This window comes from Carnobacteriaceae bacterium zg-C25 (assembly GCA_017945845.1).
GTDB lineage: Bacteria > Bacillota > Bacilli > Lactobacillales > Aerococcaceae > WM01.
On record CP072828.1, the window covers coordinates 1,155,529 to 1,174,203 of the forward strand.

The window sequence follows — 18,675 nt, forward strand, 5'->3', positions numbered from 1 at the left end:
AATTTTTCTCCTTAATGTTGATTAAAAGTTTTTTGGATTGGCAACATTTAAACCATATTGTTCAAAGAAATCTTGTTTAAACTCTAATAAATTATCATCTAAAATCGCTTGTCTCACATTTTTCATTAAATTCAACAAGAAATATAAATTATGATAACTTGTTAAACGCAACCCAAACGTTTCATCCGCTTTAAATAAATGACGAACGTAGGCACGCGTGTAGTTTCGACAAGTGTAACAATCACATTGCTCATCAATCGGACGAAAATCTCTTTCATACTTAGCATTTTTAACAACTAATCGACCACGACTCGTCATACATGTTCCGTTACGCGCAATACGCGTTGGTAACACACAGTCAAACATATCGACACCACGAATGACACCATCGATTAACGCATCAGGAGATCCAACTCCCATTAAATAACGCGGTTTATTTTCTGGCATGATAGGCGTTAAATAATCCAAAACGGTATTCATTTCTTGTTTTGTTTCACCGACTGATAACCCACCAATAGAATACCCAGGGAAATCTAAAGAAATCATATCTTTGGCGTGTTGCAAACGTAAATCTTTGTATCCTGCACCTTGCATAATACCAAATAACCCTTGTCTATCCGGATTAGCATGTGCTTTTAGCCCACGTTCTGCCCAACGCGTTGTACGATTGATTGATTTTTCAACATAATCGCGCGATTCGTGAAATGGCGGACATTCGTCAAAACTCATCATAATATCTGGACCTAATTTATTTTGAATGTTAATCGCTTTTTCTGGCGATAAAAACATTTTTGACCCATTTAAATGATTTCTAAAATGCACGCCCTCTTCGGTAATTTTGCGCATATCACTTAACGAGAATACTTGAAAACCACCGGAGTCGGTTAAAATCCCTTTATTCCAGTTCATAAATTTGTGTAAGCCACCGGCTTCTTCAACAATGTCTTCACCCGGTCTTAACCACAAATGATAAGTGTTACTTAAAATAATACCTGCACCCATGGCATTCAATTCTTCAGGCGCCATACTTTTGACAGTCGCTAACGTTCCAACCGGCATAAACATTGGCGTTGGAAACGTTCCGTGCGGTGTAATAATTTCACCTAAACGAGCACCGGTATGTTTTTCCGTTTTAATTAAACGGTATTTAATTGGTAAATTTGTCATACTCTCCATCCTAACGTTTAGATAACTCTTCCAACAATAATTGATTTAATACGGTTGGATTCGCTTGACCTTTAGTCGCTTTCATTAATTGACCGACTAAAAATCCGACTGCTCTATCTTTTCCATTTTTAAAATCTTCAATAGATTGACCGTTGTTATCCAACACTTCATGAATAATTGGTAGCAATACGGCTGGATCAGATAATTGTACTAACCCTTTGGCATGTGCAACTTCTTTAGCATCTCCACCATCTTTAGCAAGCAATCGCATTAATTCTTTTGCTTGTTTAGACGAAATTGTGCCATCTTCAATCAATTGAATCATACCCGCCAAATTACTTGGCGTTAATTGTGTATCCCACAGTTCAATTTTTGTCGCATTTAAATATTGAGATACTTCGCCCATCAACCAGTTTGACACTTGTTTAGCATTAGCTCCACTTACAACCGTTGCATCAAAGAAATCAGACATCTCTTTTGTTAATGTCAATACCATTGCATCGTATTCAGGTAATCCCAATACTTCAACATAACGTTTACGACGCATGTGTGGCAATTCAGGAATCGATTTTTTGACAGCTTCAATCCATTCTTGCGAAATGTCTAAATATGGTAAATCAGGTTCTGGGAAATAGCGATAATCACTTGCTCCTTCTTTAACACGCATTAAAATCGTTTGTCCTGTTGCTTCGTCGTATCGACGTGTTTCTTGTTGGATTTCTCCACCCATGCGCAACACTTTCGCTTGACGTTTTTCTTCAAAGACTAACCCTTTACGAACGTTGTTAAAGGAGTTTAAGTTTTTCAACTCTGCTTTTACACCGAATGCTTCTTGTCCATATGGACGAATAGAAATATTTGCGTCACAACGCATTGAACCTTCTTCCATTTTCACATCAGAAACACCGGCATATAAAATAATTTGACGTAACGCTTCTAAATAGGCATACGCTTCTTCTGGCGAACGCATATCCGCATGCGATACAATTTCAATCAACGGCACACCTTGTCGATTTAAGTCAACATAAGAGTTCCCATCTTCGCCGTGTGTATTTTTCCCTGCATCTTCTTCTAAATGCACACGCTCAATACCAATACGTTTTGTTTCACCGTTGACTTCAATATCAATCCAGCCGTCATAGCCAATTGGGTAATCAAATTGTGAGATTTGATACGCTTTTGGGTTGTCTGGATAAAAATAATTTTTACGATCGAATTTTGTATGTGTGGCGATTTTACAATTTAACGCTAGCGCGGCACGCATACCAAATTCAACGGCACGTTTATTTAACGTTGGTAAAACACCGGGGTATCCCCAGTCAATCACGTTTGTATTTGTGTTTGGATCAGAACCAAAATGTGCAGGCGTTGGCGAGTACATCTTTGATTCTGTTTTTAATTCGACATGGACTTCAAGACCAATTACTGTTTCAAAATTCATTGACACGCCTCCTATAGATTTGGTTTTTGGTTGTGGTGTAAAGTTGCTTGTTCAAAAGCATATGCTGCTTGATACAAGGTTAACTCATCGTAATAGCGACCAACTAATTGCATACCAATTGGTAATCCGTTTGCATTAAACCCTGCGGGAATCGACATTGCTGGGACACCAGCCAAATTCATCGGTACCGTCAATAAATCAGACATGTACATTGCAATCGGATCCTTAATGTTTTCTCCCATTTTAAACGCCACTGACGTTGTCGTTGGCCCTAAAATGATGTCATACGTTTTCAACACAGCTTCAAAATCTTGTTTAATCAACGTACGAATTTGTCCTGCTTTTTTAAAGTATGCATCGTAATATCCAGAACTTAACGAGAACGTTCCTAACATAATGCGACGTTTCACTTCCGTTCCGAACCCTTGTGAACGACTCTTAACGTACAACTCTTCCAAGTTTGCTGCATCGGTTGCATGATACCCGTAACGAATACCGTCAAAACGTTGTAAGTTTGATGACGCTTCCGATGAGGCGATAATATAGTACGCCGGAATACCGTATTTAGAGTGTGGTAAACTCACTTCTTCCACAATTGCACCTAATGATTTATATACTTCAATCGCTTTATAAATCGCTTGTTTGACTTCTTCATCAATACCCGGACCAAAATATTCACTTGGTACAGCGATACGCATACCTTTGACACCGCGCGCTAATTGCGATACATAATCAGGAACCGCTAACGTACTGCTCGTCGCATCTTTAACGTCGTGCCCACTAATCGTTTGTAACACTAACGCATTATCAGAAACGGTGCGTGTCATTGGTCCAATTTGATCCAAACTAGACGCAAAGGCAATTAAACCGTTACGTGACACACGTCCATAAGTTGGTTTCATCCCAACTAAGTTGGTAAATGACGCTGGCTGGCGAATAGAACCACCTGTATCACTACCTAAAGACGCCGGAATAATCCCACTAGCAACAGACGCCGCTGACCCACCAGAAGAACCACCTGGAACACGTGTTAAGTCATACGGATTTTTTGTTTTTGCAAAGTAAGATGTTTCTGTACTACCACCCATTGCAAATTCGTCCATATTTAATTTTCCGATAGTCACTGCACCAGCGTTGTTTAATTTTTCAACAACGGTTGCATCATAAATCGGATTAAAGTTTTCTAGCATGCGACTAGATGCCGTCGTTAACAGTCCTTTTGTTACGATATTATCTTTAATACCGATTGGTAAACCTTGCATTGTTACCGTTGTGGCATCATAGCCTTTTTCATCACTTGCTTTCGCTTGTTGTAATGCACTTTCTTCATTTAACGCTAGAAAAGATTCTACTTTAGCATCAATTGCTTTTACATTTGAAAAAATAGACTGCGTTAATTCAACGGCGCTAAACTCTTTAGAAATCAGCCCTTGGCGCATATCGGTTAACGTTTGAAATCGTGTATTCATTATGCGTCTCCTCCCTCTTCTAGCATTGCAGGTACTTGAATGAAGCCATTTTGATGTTTTGGCACATTTAGCATCAACTCATCGCGAGAAGTGCCTTCAACCGCTTCATCTTCTCTAAATACATTCACTACGGGTATCCCATGTGTTGTCACTGAAACACCTGTCGTATCAATTTCATTTAATTGTTCGACCATGTCAATAATATTACTTAACGTTTCGGTTAAATGGTCAATTTCATTGTCTTCAAAAGATAATTTTGCTAATTTTGCAACGTGTAAAACGTCTTCTTTTTTTAAAGCCATTTACTTGTCTTCCTTTTGCTCAGTTTGTCTAATAGTATACCATAATTTTGATTGCATTTCATCTATCCATCAACAGACACTACTCTTAACATCGCGAATTGCTTTTCTTTAATGTATCAAACGTTGTTATACGAATAAATTTTCAGAAAATACGCGATATCTTTGTGTGCATTGTGGTAAGTCGTACGTTCATTATGAATACAAAAAGACTGCTGATACTTTTTATCAACAGTCTGCGCATACTATGTATGCTTATTATTTTAAGATCACCGTAGTGAATTGTGTATCTTTGGCGTTTTTAGATACAACAACTTCCGTTCCACGAACGGATTGCACTTGAATGACAACTTGTAAATTTTCACGGTTATACACACTTGCTTGTTCTACAAGATATTGTGATAAACCGATTAATTCTGCTTGTCCAAAAAATTGTGTGGTAATTGTAATGTTTAATTTCGTTAATGACGCATTGCCAAAAGTCGCTTCAGCCACAACTCCATTTAAATTCGGGAAAAATGATTCTACATTTTTCTTGAATTGAGAAAAGATGACAAACTCTTCTGATTTATCCGTATCAACAGGGAAAACACGTTTTTCAATTTTGGCTTGCGACCAATTACCCATCGTTTCACCTGATTTAGATACACTAGACTCTAAATACACACCACGTGATAATCCGTTACTTACCGATTGTTTGTACAATCCAAAAACAATTGGAATACTGCCCATACCGTCTTTTTGACGTAAACGGTGTAAAATTTTATTGGCGGCTGATTTTCCAATTTGTAACAATTGCTCATCACTCAACGTAATAGTAGAGTGGATTTCTGGGTTAAGACCGATACCAATGCTAATGCCATTTAATTCAAAATTACCGTCAACTTGTAACATGTAATCTTGTTCTAAAATAGACACGATAGCATCTTTTTGACCGGGTGTTGTTACGTTTAACCCATCCGGATTAGCATCCGTTTGGACACCTAACCATTTCGTAACTTCTTCTTGCGTAATAAATTGACCTTCTAAAAAGTAATACTTATCAGGGGAAAAATGGCTTTTTGAAATATCCATCAATCCATTTTCAAATTCACTCACATTTGTTGCAGTTGTTAATCCAGCTGTCACCCCACGAGCTTTTGATACCGGATACTTTCCATCAAGGAAAATCATACGGTAGTCTCCCGCATAAACACCCGCTTGCGTTGTTTGAGGACCAACACTTTCTTCTTGCTTTGTTTTCGATACATTCGTATTTGATGGCGTAGAGCACGCTGCTAGCAGGAGTACACATGCCATTGTTGCGAATTTTTTTAAATTTTTCACGTTATTGCTCTGCTTTCTTTAATTCTTCAATGAGACGATTTTCGTCCCATATTGGCACATTTAATGCCTGCGCTTTTTTCAACTTACTACCGGCATCGCTTCCTGCCACAAGTAACGTTGTTTTTGCAGACACACTTTGTGTCACTTTCGCTCCTAGTTGTGTCATCATATCGGTTGCTTCTTGTCTTGTCAAGTGCTCTAATTTACCCGTTAAAACAATCACTTGATTTGAAAACACGCTATTTTGTTGCGCAATTTGCGCCAATGGGACACCTAAATAATTCATATTGACACTTGCTTCTTTTAGACGCGTCAATACATTTTGGACACTTTCTAACGCTAAATAGTTTTCAATACTTTGCGCTACAACACCACCGATACCGTCAATTCCACTTAACTCTAGTGTGCTAGCTTGACATAAGGCATCCATCGTTTGATAGTGCATCGCTAACTGCGTTGCTTGTTTAATACCAACATGGCGTATACCTAATCCAAAAATTAAACGCTCTAAAGAATTTTGTTTACTTTGCTCGATGGATTGCAATAATTTTGTTGCCGATTTTTCTCGTACTTTGTCTAAATTTAGCAACTGCTCCAATGTCAATGCGTAAATATCGGCAACGTCATGAATTAAATGCGCATCAAATAGTTTTGCACTCACCTTATCGCCTAAACCGGTAATGTTCATCGCTTGTCGTGAAACAAAATGCGCCACACCTTCTTTTAATTGCGCCGTACACGATGGATTCACACAACGTAGTGCCACTTCTCCATCAAAACGAATTAATGGACTATCACACGCTACACAATGTGTCGGTTCGGAATAAACCGGTGCGTTCTCTAATCGTTTTTCAAGTACTACACGTTTAATTTCTGGAATAATATCGCCCGCTTTATGAATCACCACCGTATCACCAATACGAATATCTTTTTCACGAATAAGATCCATATTATGCAAACTAGCGCGTTGCACCGTTGACCCCGCAAGCACTACCGGCTCCATAACAGCCGTTGGTGTTTGCACACCCGTTCGTCCAACTGACCATTCAATATCCATTAATGTCGTTGTTGCTTCTTGCGCCGGAAATTTATAGGCAATCGCCCATTTCGGCGCTTTATTCGTATACCCAACTTCTTCACGAACGTCGAAGCGGTTTACTTTAATGACGACACCATCAATGTCGTATGGCAAACGATGACGCTCATCGTTTATTTTAGCAATATAGTCCCACACTTGTTCAATTGTGTCACACGTTTGTGTCATCGAATTGATTTTTAAACCACTTTCTTGCAACGCTTTTAAAAGCTCCACTTGTGTCAATGTCCCCTCAATTTCGCCGGCATAAAAGAACGCATCCAATTGACGAGAAGCGACAACTTTTGCATCCAATTGACGTAACGTTCCCGCCGCTGCATTTCTTGGGTTGGCAAAAACGGTTTCTCCTAACGCTTCACGTTCATCGTTCAATTTGGCAAACGCCTGCTTTGGCATAAAGCATTCGCCACGGGCTTCGAGCGTTAGCGGCTTTTGCAAGCGTAACGGTATGGAGGCAATCGCCTTAATATTAGACGTAATATCTTCTCCCGTCATGCCGTCTCCACGCGTTGCACCAGTTTTTAAAACACCATTTTCGTAAATTAAAGATATCGCCAATCCGTCGATTTTCAGTTCAACAGAATACTCAACACTGCGCGCTGATTCTTTAACGCGCTGATCAAATTGGACTAAATCTTCATACGAAAACGCATTGGATAAACTCAACATCGGCGATTTGTGCGTAATTTTGGAAAACCCTTCTAACACTTGCCCACCGACACGCTGTGTTGGCGAATCAGTCGTAATCCACTGCGGATATTTTTCTTCTAACGCGACTAACTCACGATACAACGCGTCATACTCACTATCACTAATACGCGGATTATCTAAAACGTAGTATTGATAATTATGTTGTTGTAATTCTTTTTTTAGCCATTCAATTCTTTCTTTCATATGACCCTCTACACTTTTGTAATTGGCGCAAAACTTGCCATTAACGGTTTAATACCAATCTCGTTGAACGCAATATCCAGCACACAATCGTCTCCGCTACCTTTAATGCGAACGATTGTCCCAATACCAAATTTACCGTGCGACACTTTATCGCCAACTTTCCAGTCACCAGCCGATTTTGTCGTTATCGGACGCTTCGGCAATATTGTATTGATTCGCTGTTTTTTTTGTTGTGGTGTTGTTGGCATACCCATTTTAGACGAACCGCCATAACGATACGCGCTACCCACTTGTTCTAACCACGTCTCACTAATTTCATCTAAAAAGCGTGACGGCATATTGCGTTGTACTTGCCCATACAATAAACGTGACGTGGCATTGGTTAAAAATAACTGTTTTTGTGCACGTGTAATACCAACATACATCAAGCGACGTTCTTCTTCGTCATCGCTTTCAAACACACTACGACTTGACGGAAAAATACTTTCCTCTAATCCAACTAAAAAGACAACGGGAAACTCCAAACCTTTAGCAGCATGTAGCGTCATCAATGTAACCGCCTGTTCATTATCCTCTTCATCACGTGGATTGTCTAATGCAAAATCCGTTAAAAACTCGATTAATTTAGGAACGTCTTCACTCGTTTCGCTTTCTTGATCGTCAAAAGTCGCCGCTACCGATTGAAATTCTTGAATATTTTCTAAACGACTTTCTGCTTCCAGCGTACCTTCTTGACGCAACATCTCTTCATATCCTGATTTTTCAAGTAGCGTTGTTACCATTTCTTTCATTGACCCATCACGATACGCTTGCATTTGTGTCACCAGCGCCACAAATTCAGATACACCTTTAGTTGCTTTATTCGGCAAACCGACAGCCATTACATTTTGTGCCGCCTTAAACAAAGATATACCGTGTTCAAGTGCAAATGCGCGTAATTTTTCTAAACTTGTTTTTCCGACACTTCTTTTCGGTACGTTGACAACACGTTCGAAACTCAAATCGTCATCAGGGTTGGCGATGATTCTTAAATAGGCAAGCACGTCTTTAATTTCTGCTCTATCATAGAAGCGCAACCCACCGACAATACGATACGGTATTTTATGACGCATTAACGCTTCTTCAATCACGCGCGACTGCGCATTAGCACGATACAAAACGGCACAATTGTTATAACAACCTGTTGCGTTTGTGTGTTTTTGAATTTCTTGCGCTACAAAACTTGCTTCATCTGTTTCAGAAAACGCTTGATAACGCGCAATTTTTGCTCCCACATCATTTTGTGTCCACAATTTTTTAGCAATTCGCTGGGTGTTGTTTGCAATGACATCGTTTGCCGCATTTAAAATCGTTTGTGTTGAACGGTAATTTTGTTCTAATAATACAGTTTTTGCATGCGGAAAGTCATTTGAAAAATTTAAAATATTGTGCATATCTGCACCACGCCAACCGTAAATACTTTGATCGGCATCTCCAACGACACATAAATTTTGATGCATTTTTGATAACATTAAAACGAGTTCATATTGTGCTTTGTTTGTGTCTTGATACTCATCTACATGAATATATTGGAATTTTTGTTGATAATCTGCTAAAACTTCCGGATGATTTCGGAATAGTTCTACCGTTTTCATAATTAAATCATCAAAATCAAATGCCTGATTTTTAAACAATTTTTCTTGATACGCTTCATAACACTCTGCTAATACGCCCGTAAACCAATCATTCGCCTGTTTTTTGGCATCACTGGGTAACAGCATCATATTTTTAGCATCGCTAATAAAGGCAGCAATGACTTTATCGTTAAATTTTTTATCGTCTAAATTTTTACTCTTTAAAATTTGTTTAATTAATGTTTTTTGTTCAGCACTGTCCACAATCGTAAAACTACGCGTATAGCCAATGTGTTGTGCTTCTCGTCTTAAAATTTTGACACACATTGCATGAAACGTTGACACCCACATATCTTGAGACAGTATTCCAACAAGGTGTTCTAAACGTTCTTTCATTTCTTTAGCCGCTTTATTTGTAAACGTAATGGCTAAAACACGCCACGGTTGAACACCCTTTTCTTGAATTAAATAGGCAATGCGATGTGTTAATACACGTGTTTTCCCACTACCCGCTCCAGCCATGACTAATAACGGACCTTGGGTAGTCGTTATCGCTTCGATTTGACGTTCGTTCATTGTTTGTAATAGATTAGACATCATTCATTCTTCTTTCGTAAAAATAGAAAAAGACGCGAACGCCTTTGCCTACTCATTATAACAAATTTTACTGCATTAACCAATTAAGAACCAATGAGAAAGTAAAAAGAGTCACCAATAAATGATGACTCTCAAACTGTTGACACTTCTGATTTATCAACAGTCTAACGCATGAAATTTATATACTCTTTTTACATTTTATTGCGCTGTACATTTATTAATTATACCACAATAAAAACAATATTTTCAGACTGTTTTTTTATTTTAAAATATGGAGTAAATTATAGAATTAAGTTAGCCAGTGATACAAAAAAAGCATCTCATAGGATATACTTTTAGTAACAACACAAAAAGGATACCTAGAGATGCAAGAACACTATAACACAAAAGGCAAACATATTACAGAAAAAGAGCGTTATTTAATTGAAAAATGGAAAAAAGAAGGAAAAAGCAACCGAGAAATTGGTAGATTATTAGGTAAAAATCACCAAACGATTAATAACGAAATTAAACGCGGACTGATTGATTTATCTTTTCATGGTGGCACTATAGAATACTCTGCTCAAAAAGCACAGAACTATTATAATCATTTACGTTTAGCCGTAGGTAGAACGGATACGTGGACTGTAGAAAAAGAAAATATCATCAGAGAAAAAATTATGCAGAAATATTCCCCTGAAATGATTAGTCAATTACCGGATATGCCGTCTTTTACGACAATTTACACATGGATATATAAAGGATGGATAGCAGGTATTTCACGCAAACATTTGATTTACCCTAGAAAAACTAAGCCAATAAAATCACATGAAAAACGTCCACCAAGAAAAGCAAATGCTCTCTCTATTGAACAGCGTCCACAAGACATTAACGAACGAAAAGAAATTGGGCATTTTGAAATTGATTTAGTCATTTTAAACAAGAACCGTGGACAACAGTTATTAACATTAACAGATAGAAAAACGCGATTTGAAATCATTCGTCTTATTCCTGATAAAACTGCTCACAGCGTTAATACCGCTTTGACAGACATTCAACAAAATTACTTAATCCGCTCTTTAACAGCTGATAACGGTTCGGAGTTTTTAAAATTAGATGAAGCAGTCAATTGTCCTATTTATTACGCACATCCGTTCTCTTCTTATGAGCGTGGTAGTAATGAAAATTCAAATCGCTTGATTAGACGGTGGTTCCCAAAAGGCACAACAGCCGTTACTCCTAACGAAGTAACGGCTGTTGAACAATGGATAAATCGTTATCCACGTAAATTATTTAATTATGTATGTCCTTATGACTTGCCTGAAGTGGCTAACTTACTATTGTAATTTGCGATTTTAAAATATGGTAATTATAAGGAGAAATAAGCGTTATATTAAGTGGTGCGTCCAATATATAAATATCATTTAACAATTGATATTAACGCTTGGTATATGGATGTAAGGGTGTATTAAATGGACATGAAAAAAATACTATTTAGACTATTTAAAATACTGTATATTATATTATGTATTATCGCTCTCTTTGGCTATGTTAAAGTTGATAGCACTAATGGAAAAATATTGTTTGATTACATTCCATGGATAAAACCTATTATGTTAATAGCAAGTTCATCGTTGTTGATACATGCAATCATACGAGATACTAAAAAGGACATGAATTGAAAATTTATTTTAACTTAAAAATCTCATACCGTTGACAATACAACTAAAAATCCAACGTATTTTTCTTTTTTTTTTGAAAATACGTTGGATTTTAAATTTATAGACAAGTTTTATGATTTATGCATTTTATTTTGTTTGCGTAACATCAATGATTGTTTCAACGCTTTTATAGCACCTTTGTCCGAATAAATTAATACATTTGTTTTATAGAATAAAACAGATATGTATAAAATAACAACGGCACTCAACAAACTAATTCCAGTAGCTAAAAACAATTCTTCTATTGACACTGTTCCCGCTGCTAAACGGAACGGCATAACAAACGGTGTTGTTAATGGAATTAATGAGAAAATACGCACGACTGGATTGTTTGGCATACTTAGCGCAAACATCCCTACATAAAATCCAGCCACTGCAATAAGCGTTACCGGCGTCATTACTTTAGCAACATCTTCTACTTTTGAAACAATTGATCCTAACAACGCAGATAAACTAATGTAAATTAAGCAGCCAATTAACGAAATAATAATACTAAAAATAATCATATCACTAATTGTCGATAAAATATCAACGTTTGGTATAAATTGATTAATCATTTCTTTAAAAGTATCGATAAAGAAATACGCTGGTATCGCCATAGCCACATAGCACAACAACTGTGTTGATAATACCATGACTACACCGAAAAACTTACCGTAAAAATGAGTGTTTGCCGTTGTACTAGATAAAACAACTTCCATCATTCGTGTCCCTTTTTCAGTGGCAATTTCTTGTCCCATTGCCCCTGCATAATTCATGACGAACATAAACATAATGATGACAACAGCATACGCAACGCCACGACGCAAATTATCTTTAGCATTACCTTCATCATCAATTTGAACCGTACCATTAGCAAGCGCTACTTCATTTAATTTATTTTCAGAAAATGCAACTTTTACATCGGTTAATGCTTGTAATTGGTCAGAAGAAACACCTAATTGTACTGATTTTTCATTGAGGCGATACGCTTGTACGACTTGTCTAAGCATGTCTAAATTAGCATCTTTACTTGTCGCTTTACGATTCAACGTTACACTAATATCATTTTGTTCATTTCGTGATAACACAACATACCCATCAATCGTGCTATCGCTTAATTTTTGAACAGCCTCCTGTTCGTTAGCAACATCGACAAAAGTTAATTTTATTGGAGATGCTTTGATTGCTTGTACTAAAGCGTTATCCGTTGATACCAAACTAATTGTCGCTTCATTTGCTTTTGCACGCTCACCCGAAATAACACTAAAAACAACACTGAAAATACCAAACATAATTAACGGCATTAACACCATGAAAATGAAACCGGCACTTTTAACATTGCGACGATACGTTTCTTTCCAAATAACTGAAAATTTACTTTGCACTTTTTTAGACATGGCGTTCACCTACTTTCAATTTAAAAATTTCATCAAGTGTTGGTGGTTGTTGACTAAACGCATAAATATAGCCGTTTTTTGTAACCAAATCATATAAATCATGACCAACTGCTTCATTTTCTAAAAGTACGTTGACACCACTATGTTTTGCTGGAGATACAGATAACACACCCGTCACATTTTGAATGGCTTCAATTGGTGTGTCGCATTCTAAAAAGAGACGTGTACGGCCAAATGATTCACGAACGTCTTGAATCGTTCCGTATAATACGGGATCCCCATGATGCATCATTAGTAATGTATCACATAATTCGGATACATTTTCCATATTATGACTGGAGAAAATGACCGCAGAACCTTTGGCTTTTAAATTTAAAATACCTTGTTTCAATAATTCTGCATTTACAGGGTCTAAACCACTAAATGGCTCATCTAAAATCACTAATTTTGGTTCGTGAATTAATGTGGCAATCACTTGTACTTTTTGTTGATTTCCTTTAGATAATGTTTTGATTTTATCTTTACGTTTTCCTTTTACTTGGAACAATTCTAACCACTCATCGATTTTAGGGCTAATTTCTTTTTTTGATTTCCCTTTTAACAACGCAAAATACAACAATTGCTCTTCAATTGTCATTTTAACGTTTAATCCGCGTTCTTCTGGTAAATAACCGATTTCATCGTACGCGTCTTTACCTAGTGGTTTACCTTTCCAAAGCACTTCACCTTTATCTTTTAAAATAAAGTCTAAGATTAAACGAAAAATCGTCGATTTACCGGCTCCATTTTGTCCGATTAACCCAAGAATTTCACCTTCTTTTACAGTAAACGATACATTGTTATTCGCTACTAATTCGCCGAATGTTTTATGTAGTCCTTTAACTTCTAGCATTGTATTCTCCTTCCTTACGTTTTCTTTTTATAAGATAATTATAAAACAGCTTTGAAAAAAAACAATAATTTTCATTTGGTTTTCATCGCTAGTGTTCAATCATTTTATTGCATTAATCTAATTCTTCAAATTCCATTTCTATAATATTGTCAGCGTCTTTTGTTGGTTTCGAGTGCTTTAATTTCGTATAAACCCAAAACACCGCCCCCGAAACAACGGCTAAAACGAGTAATAATCCTAAAACCCAAAACACCACGCGCAATACAATAAAAATAAGAAGTGCTATTCCAATAGCCATTATGCCACGTCTTACATTGTCCGCCATATACTACTCCTTTATCTATCCTCATCATGCCATTTGTGATTTCGAAAAATTAGCGGTTTCTTTAAATCGAGTAAGTTTAAATAATCAATTAATAAAAACTCGCCAATCACACTTAGCCCTAAAATAATTTGTCTATCAATTTTAGTTTCAACTAGTGATAATAAAATTGCCGCACCTGCAAAGCACATCGCAATACCGTACATTGTCAAGACGGTTCGAGAATGTGTTGTTCCTTTTTTCAAAAATTTATGGTGCATATGCAACCGGTCTGCTTTGGTAATGGATTGTCCTTTTAACAAACGGCGAATAATCGCACAAATAGCATCTGTTAGCGGTAAGCCAATAATGATAATTGGAATGGCGACGGACACATACCCGGGACGTTGAATGCCCATTAAACAAAATACGGAAGTCATGAATCCCATAAACAATGCGCCGGTATCGCCAATAAATAATCGTGCCGGATGATAATTATGCGGCAAAAACCCTAGTAACGTTGCAATTAGTAACAATACCATCATCGTTAAAATAAACACACTGATTGGTGAAAAGAAGTAACTGACAAACGACAATGTCGCTAATGCAATAATGGACACTCCCGTTGATAAGCCATCTAATCCATCAATCAAATTAAAGGCGTTTGTGACAAAATAAATCCACACAACCGTCGTGCCGTAACCAACTAATTCCGCCAACAACGGATTATCAAACCACTCTACGAATACAGAATAAATACGAAATTCAGTCGTAAAGTAAATAATTGTCGCACCGATTAAAATGCCCACTGATTTATAAATCGGTGAAATTTCATACGCATCGTCATACACACCTGTAATGAATACCGGTAAAGATGCAATGAAAAGTGGTAATTGTTCACGAATGACTAATCGAAATGTCACGGTTAAAAAGATGACGGCTAACCAGTAAAACACAAAAATAACGACTCCACCCATTGTTACAATTGGTGTTTGATGGACTTTACGTTCTGACGGTTTGTCTTTTGCTTTGATGTATCGCCACCACCACCCTGTTCCAAGATAGGAAAAAATTAACACCGTTAAAAAAACAAGTGTAAATCCCATTTGAAAACTCATTGCATCTCCTCCTTTCATTAATGTGGTAATTCGTGATTGTAATACGGATCGCCATTTGGAAAATGACTATCCCATTTTGCTTTAAAGCGTTCTTTTTCTCCTAAAAATCGTTTAATTTTTTCAGGCGTATTTTCATACCCACGTGATTTGGATTCATAGTGTAACCATTTCGCAAATCCATTATTGACAATGCGATAACCACGTTCATAAACTTTTAAACAATAATCAATATCGTTAAAGGCAACGACAAATTCTTCACTTAATCCGCCCACTTCATCAAACACTTTACGTGGTGTTAATAGGCATGCCGCCGTTACTGCCAAATAGTTCGTTAACGCGTTATGTCGATAACTTTTATCCAAGTCGGGAACGTTGACTAAAATATGTGTTGGCACTTTGTCTATTCCTAAAATGACCCCGGCGTGTTGGATAGTATGATCCGGATACAGTAGTTTTGCACCGACTGCACCAACGCCATCTTGAACAGCAACACCTACCATGTCACGCAATGCTGTTGGTTCTAACATTTCTGTATCATTATTTAATAACAGTAAATATTCACCTTTGGCAAATGTTGCTCCAAAATTATTGATTGCTGAATAATTGAAAATACCATCCCACACAACAACTTGCACGTTGTCATGTAATGCTTTTAATTTTTCGTAATAGTCAAACGTTTCGCTTTCCGTACTATTGTTTTCAATAATAATCACTTCAAAATTGGTATATTCTTCTTGTGCAAACAACGATGCTACGCACGTTTCCAACACATCGATATTGTCTTTGTTTGGAATTAAAATTGACACTAACGGATTACCGACTGGCTCTAAAGTTGTTTTATATCCTGTAAATCCAATATTTTCAACATGTCCTTGAATACCTAAACGTTCCAAGTGACTTTGAATTGCTCGTGCACCAGCGTCATACGCATACAACTTACTTTCTGGATTACCTGCCGTTGAATTGGAATGAATGCGCCAGTGGTATAAAATTTGTCCAATATGTTCAATTTTATTTGCCACTTCACAGCATCTTAAAATAAAGTCAAAATCTTGAGCTCCGTCAAACTCACTTCTAAAGCCACCCACTTGATCAACAATGGTACGCTTCACAACAAAAAAGTGCGTAATATAATTTAATGAGCGCAATAATTCTAAACTAAATGCCGGTTTAAAATGCGGTCCGCTATGAACGGTGCTCGTTTCATCAATTTTATCTTCATCGGTATACACCACATCAACAGATGTGTCTTGTAACACTTTAACAATTTCAAATAAACTTTGAGGCGGTAATAAATCGTCGTGATCAAATAACGCAATAAAATCACCTGTGGCAATATTTAAACATGCGTTCGTATTTCCTGAAATACCTAGATTTTCATCTAAAACAGTGTAAACAATTCGCGCATCGTTTTGAGCGTACTCGTCAATAATTTTAACGACTTCACCATCGTCATTTGATCCATCGGCAATACACAATTCCCAATTGGCATACGTTTGATTCAAGACACACTCAATCATTTCACGCAAGTAATTTTCAGGGGTGCGATACGTTGGTACAACAACACTAATTTTAGGCATATAGTCAAATACCGTTTCGCGTTGTTCTTGTAATTGTTGTGGTGTCGGTTGCACGCTGTCATACCACGCTGCGTAGTTGTGCGTGTGCGTCCCATGCAATAGTGCCTGTTTGACTTTTGTCAATGTCGTTTGCAAACCATAAATATGGTAATAATCAATGGCTCGCTTAATGTTTGTTTTATTCACACTTTTGACGGCGCGTTTCACACGCGTCATCACATTTGTTTGATTGAACGATTTCATCATATCTATTGAAAGTGGTAACTCAAATTGTTCTTCACTTGTTTTAAAAACAAGCACTAAACTTTCATCGTTCGGCACATCGCAACGAACATCAAATCCACCCGCATTATCAAATGGCGTGACCATATTTTGTTGATGTAAATCGCCACGTTCAACAGCTGTGATATTAGCAGGTAATTCAACACCCGATTGCGTTTGAAGTACCATTTCAACGTCTTTATCAGTCGGTACAATGTACCAACCCGATAATTGTACTAACGCCGTATCTTCGCCTGATGCATAGTGTAATTGATCAATATGAAATTGTTTTTTGGCATGTTGGCGAATACGCATTGGTAAACTTACGGTTTGATCGTTTTCGCTTGTTAAAACAACTGAAAATGATTTACGTTTGTTTAATTGTTCGCCATCAAACGTCACGATAAATCCATAATCTTCATTGCCATACGTATCAACAATATGATTACGAACGATTGTACGCTCGAACGATTGTACAGGAATAGACACTCCGGATTGTTCAATCGAAACATTAACACTTTTTGCCGTTAGGGGATGAATTCCCCATCCACTTAAATAGACAAATGACCCATAATCTTCAAGAACATCTACTGCACCTAACACGCGTTGACGTTTTTTATACAAAAGCTTTTGTTTTTGTTCCGTAACACAACGTAGTAACTGGTGTTTATCTTCAAAACTTGCCCAAATATAAATGTTATCAAAAAAGTTTTCATCTACAGAAATCAGTAGTGTAAAGGTATCGCTTTTCTGTGCTAATGTATAATCAAGTAATTGCTTTCCTTCGTCGTCCGAAGTGGCAAAAATGCTGATGTCATCATATTCGATCGACAGCGCAAGTGCGCCTTTAACACACAAATATAATGCATCGTCGTAAACGTACTCAATTTTTTGTATTGCTTTCTGTAATTTCATAAATACCTCTATCTAAATAACTTTAGCATGCCTATCATAAAGAAAACGATATATGCCAATAACCCGATTAGTACAAAAAATGTTGATGGCTGAATGCCATAAACGGCTTTAACGACTAAACTTTGCGTCGTTTGCATTTCATTCACACGTAACAATTGGTTATTGTAACGCGGTGCCGTTGCAAAAAACACCCCACCAATATTGCCTTTTATCGAAAACATATACGTTTCATTCATCGCTAATTGACTGTTTTCCACATTTAGCGGACGATTCGACACGTTTGCTAAAGAAATCGTCACTTTACTTTTTGTATCATTCAACAGTTGGAAAAGTGTTGTTGCGTTAGAAAGGATGACTTGATTATCTTTGTTTCTAATTTCCCACTCAACTGCGGTATCTTCAACTACGTTATTTTGAATGTTCATTTCGATTTGATTTAGTCCAAATCCATCAGGAATAATGGTTTGAGTTAGCGTCATTTGTTCACCACGATTCCCTAACAGTGCATATTCTGTACTCGCATCTGCTTTAGTGCTATATAAACTGCGCGTGTTTGAACTCATCGAACTAAGTAGCGCACCCAATATGACGAATAGAACTAATGCTATTTTTTTAAATTTCATTTTT

Annotated in this window: 14 protein-coding genes; 1 reads left to right on the plus strand and 13 read right to left on the minus strand. The window is 37.1% G+C overall.

The annotated features are described in order from the left end of the window. Positions 1–21 precede the first annotated feature (21 nt). The 7 genes from tgt to pcrA all read right to left on the minus strand — a co-directional run bounded on the left by tgt (position 22) and on the right by pcrA (position 9,902). Positions 22–1,167 (minus strand): tRNA guanosine(34) transglycosylase Tgt, encoded by a 1,146-nt coding sequence (gene tgt / locus J7S27_05550; GenBank protein ID QTU82735.1) that lies wholly within the window; start codon positions 1,165–1,167, stop codon positions 22–24. A 10-nt stretch (positions 1,168–1,177) separates the two neighbouring features. Then, complete coding sequence (gene gatB / locus J7S27_05555; GenBank protein ID QTU82736.1) at positions 1,178–2,608, minus strand: Asp-tRNA(Asn)/Glu-tRNA(Gln) amidotransferase subunit GatB; 1,431 nt, start codon at positions 2,606–2,608, stop codon at positions 1,178–1,180. Positions 2,609–2,619: 11 nt separating this feature from the next. Beyond that, the gene (gene gatA, locus J7S27_05560; protein ID QTU82737.1) at positions 2,620–4,077 is read right to left on the minus strand and encodes an Asp-tRNA(Asn)/Glu-tRNA(Gln) amidotransferase subunit GatA; all 1,458 of its coding nucleotides are present in this window, start codon (positions 4,075–4,077) and stop codon (positions 2,620–2,622) included. Then, positions 4,077–4,379: an Asp-tRNA(Asn)/Glu-tRNA(Gln) amidotransferase subunit GatC gene (gatC, locus tag J7S27_05565; protein ID QTU82738.1), complete on the minus strand. Its 303-nt coding sequence runs from the start codon at positions 4,377–4,379 to the stop codon at positions 4,077–4,079. The genes gatA and gatC overlap by 1 nt, the downstream gene beginning before the upstream one ends. A 255-nt stretch (positions 4,380–4,634) precedes the next feature. Continuing rightward, complete coding sequence (locus J7S27_05570; GenBank protein ID QTU82739.1) at positions 4,635–5,702, minus strand: CamS family sex pheromone protein; 1,068 nt, start codon at positions 5,700–5,702, stop codon at positions 4,635–4,637. 1 nt (position 5,703) lies between these two features. Then, a complete protein-coding gene (gene ligA, locus J7S27_05575) occupies positions 5,704–7,692 on the minus strand; it encodes an NAD-dependent DNA ligase LigA (GenBank protein ID QTU82740.1) in 1,989 nt (662 codons plus the stop codon). An 8-nt stretch (positions 7,693–7,700) separates the two neighbouring features. After that, the gene (pcrA, locus tag J7S27_05580) at positions 7,701–9,902 is read right to left on the minus strand and encodes a DNA helicase PcrA (GenBank protein ID QTU82741.1); all 2,202 of its coding nucleotides are present in this window, start codon (positions 9,900–9,902) and stop codon (positions 7,701–7,703) included. Positions 9,903–10,267: 365 nt separating this feature from the next. On the opposite strand from pcrA, the gene J7S27_05585 reads away from it, so the two are divergent. Continuing rightward, positions 10,268–11,227, plus strand: a complete 960-nt coding sequence (locus J7S27_05585) for an IS30 family transposase (protein QTU82742.1) — start codon at positions 10,268–10,270, stop codon at positions 11,225–11,227. A gap of 446 nt (positions 11,228–11,673) precedes the next feature. Here J7S27_05585 and J7S27_05590 read toward each other — a convergent pair whose 3' ends face one another. The 6 genes from J7S27_05590 to J7S27_05615 all read right to left on the minus strand — a co-directional run bounded on the left by J7S27_05590 (position 11,674) and on the right by J7S27_05615 (position 18,671). Then, on the minus strand, positions 11,674–12,981 hold the full coding sequence (locus J7S27_05590) for an ABC transporter permease (protein ID QTU82743.1): 1,308 nt from the start codon (positions 12,979–12,981) through the stop codon (positions 11,674–11,676). Next, positions 12,974–13,873 carry an ABC transporter ATP-binding protein gene (locus J7S27_05595; protein QTU82744.1) on the minus strand — a complete coding sequence of 300 codons (900 nt, stop codon included), beginning with the start codon at positions 13,871–13,873 and terminating at the stop codon, positions 12,974–12,976. The genes J7S27_05590 and J7S27_05595 overlap by 8 nt, the downstream gene beginning before the upstream one ends. Positions 13,874–13,985: 112 nt before the next feature. Further along, positions 13,986–14,198 carry a hypothetical protein gene (locus J7S27_05600; protein ID QTU82745.1) on the minus strand — a complete coding sequence of 71 codons (213 nt, stop codon included), beginning with the start codon at positions 14,196–14,198 and terminating at the stop codon, positions 13,986–13,988. An 11-nt stretch (positions 14,199–14,209) separates the two neighbouring features. Then, a complete protein-coding gene (locus tag J7S27_05605; GenBank protein QTU82746.1) occupies positions 14,210–15,292 on the minus strand; it encodes an undecaprenyl/decaprenyl-phosphate alpha-N-acetylglucosaminyl 1-phosphate transferase in 1,083 nt (360 codons plus the stop codon). A gap of 17 nt (positions 15,293–15,309) precedes the next feature. Beyond that, positions 15,310–18,048 carry a glycosyltransferase family 2 protein gene (locus J7S27_05610; GenBank protein QTU82747.1) on the minus strand — a complete coding sequence of 913 codons (2,739 nt, stop codon included), beginning with the start codon at positions 18,046–18,048 and terminating at the stop codon, positions 15,310–15,312. Between the two features lie 8 nt (positions 18,049–18,056). Further along, positions 18,057–18,671 (minus strand): hypothetical protein, encoded by a 615-nt coding sequence (locus J7S27_05615; GenBank protein QTU82748.1) that lies wholly within the window; start codon positions 18,669–18,671, stop codon positions 18,057–18,059. Positions 18,672–18,675 lie beyond the last annotated feature (4 nt).

Excerpts from the sequence above, each read along its gene's own strand:
- tgt (QTU82735.1), bottom strand. The coding sequence starts at position 1,167 with ATGACAAATTTACCAATTAAATACCGTTTAATTAAAACGGAAAAACAT.
- gatB (QTU82736.1), bottom strand. The coding sequence starts at position 2,608 with ATGAATTTTGAAACAGTAATTGGTCTTGAAGTCCATGTCGAATTAAAA.
- gatA (QTU82737.1), bottom strand. The coding sequence starts at position 4,077 with ATGAATACACGATTTCAAACGTTAACCGATATGCGCCAAGGGCTGATT.
- gatC (QTU82738.1), bottom strand. The coding sequence starts at position 4,379 with ATGGCTTTAAAAAAAGAAGACGTTTTACACGTTGCAAAATTAGCAAAA.
- ligA (QTU82740.1), bottom strand. The coding sequence starts at position 7,692 with ATGAAAGAAAGAATTGAATGGCTAAAAAAAGAATTACAACAACATAAT.
- pcrA (QTU82741.1), bottom strand. The coding sequence starts at position 9,902 with ATGTCTAATCTATTACAAACAATGAACGAACGTCAAATCGAAGCGATA.
- J7S27_05585 (QTU82742.1), top strand. The coding sequence starts at position 10,268 with ATGCAAGAACACTATAACACAAAAGGCAAACATATTACAGAAAAAGAG.
- J7S27_05590 (QTU82743.1), bottom strand. The coding sequence starts at position 12,981 with ATGTCTAAAAAAGTGCAAAGTAAATTTTCAGTTATTTGGAAAGAAACG.
- J7S27_05595 (QTU82744.1), bottom strand. The coding sequence starts at position 13,873 with ATGCTAGAAGTTAAAGGACTACATAAAACATTCGGCGAATTAGTAGCG.
- J7S27_05600 (QTU82745.1), bottom strand. The coding sequence starts at position 14,198 with ATGGCGGACAATGTAAGACGTGGCATAATGGCTATTGGAATAGCACTT.
- J7S27_05605 (QTU82746.1), bottom strand. The coding sequence starts at position 15,292 with ATGAGTTTTCAAATGGGATTTACACTTGTTTTTTTAACGGTGTTAATT.
- J7S27_05610 (QTU82747.1), bottom strand. The coding sequence starts at position 18,048 with ATGAAATTACAGAAAGCAATACAAAAAATTGAGTACGTTTACGACGAT.
- J7S27_05615 (QTU82748.1), bottom strand. The coding sequence starts at position 18,671 with ATGAAATTTAAAAAAATAGCATTAGTTCTATTCGTCATATTGGGTGCG.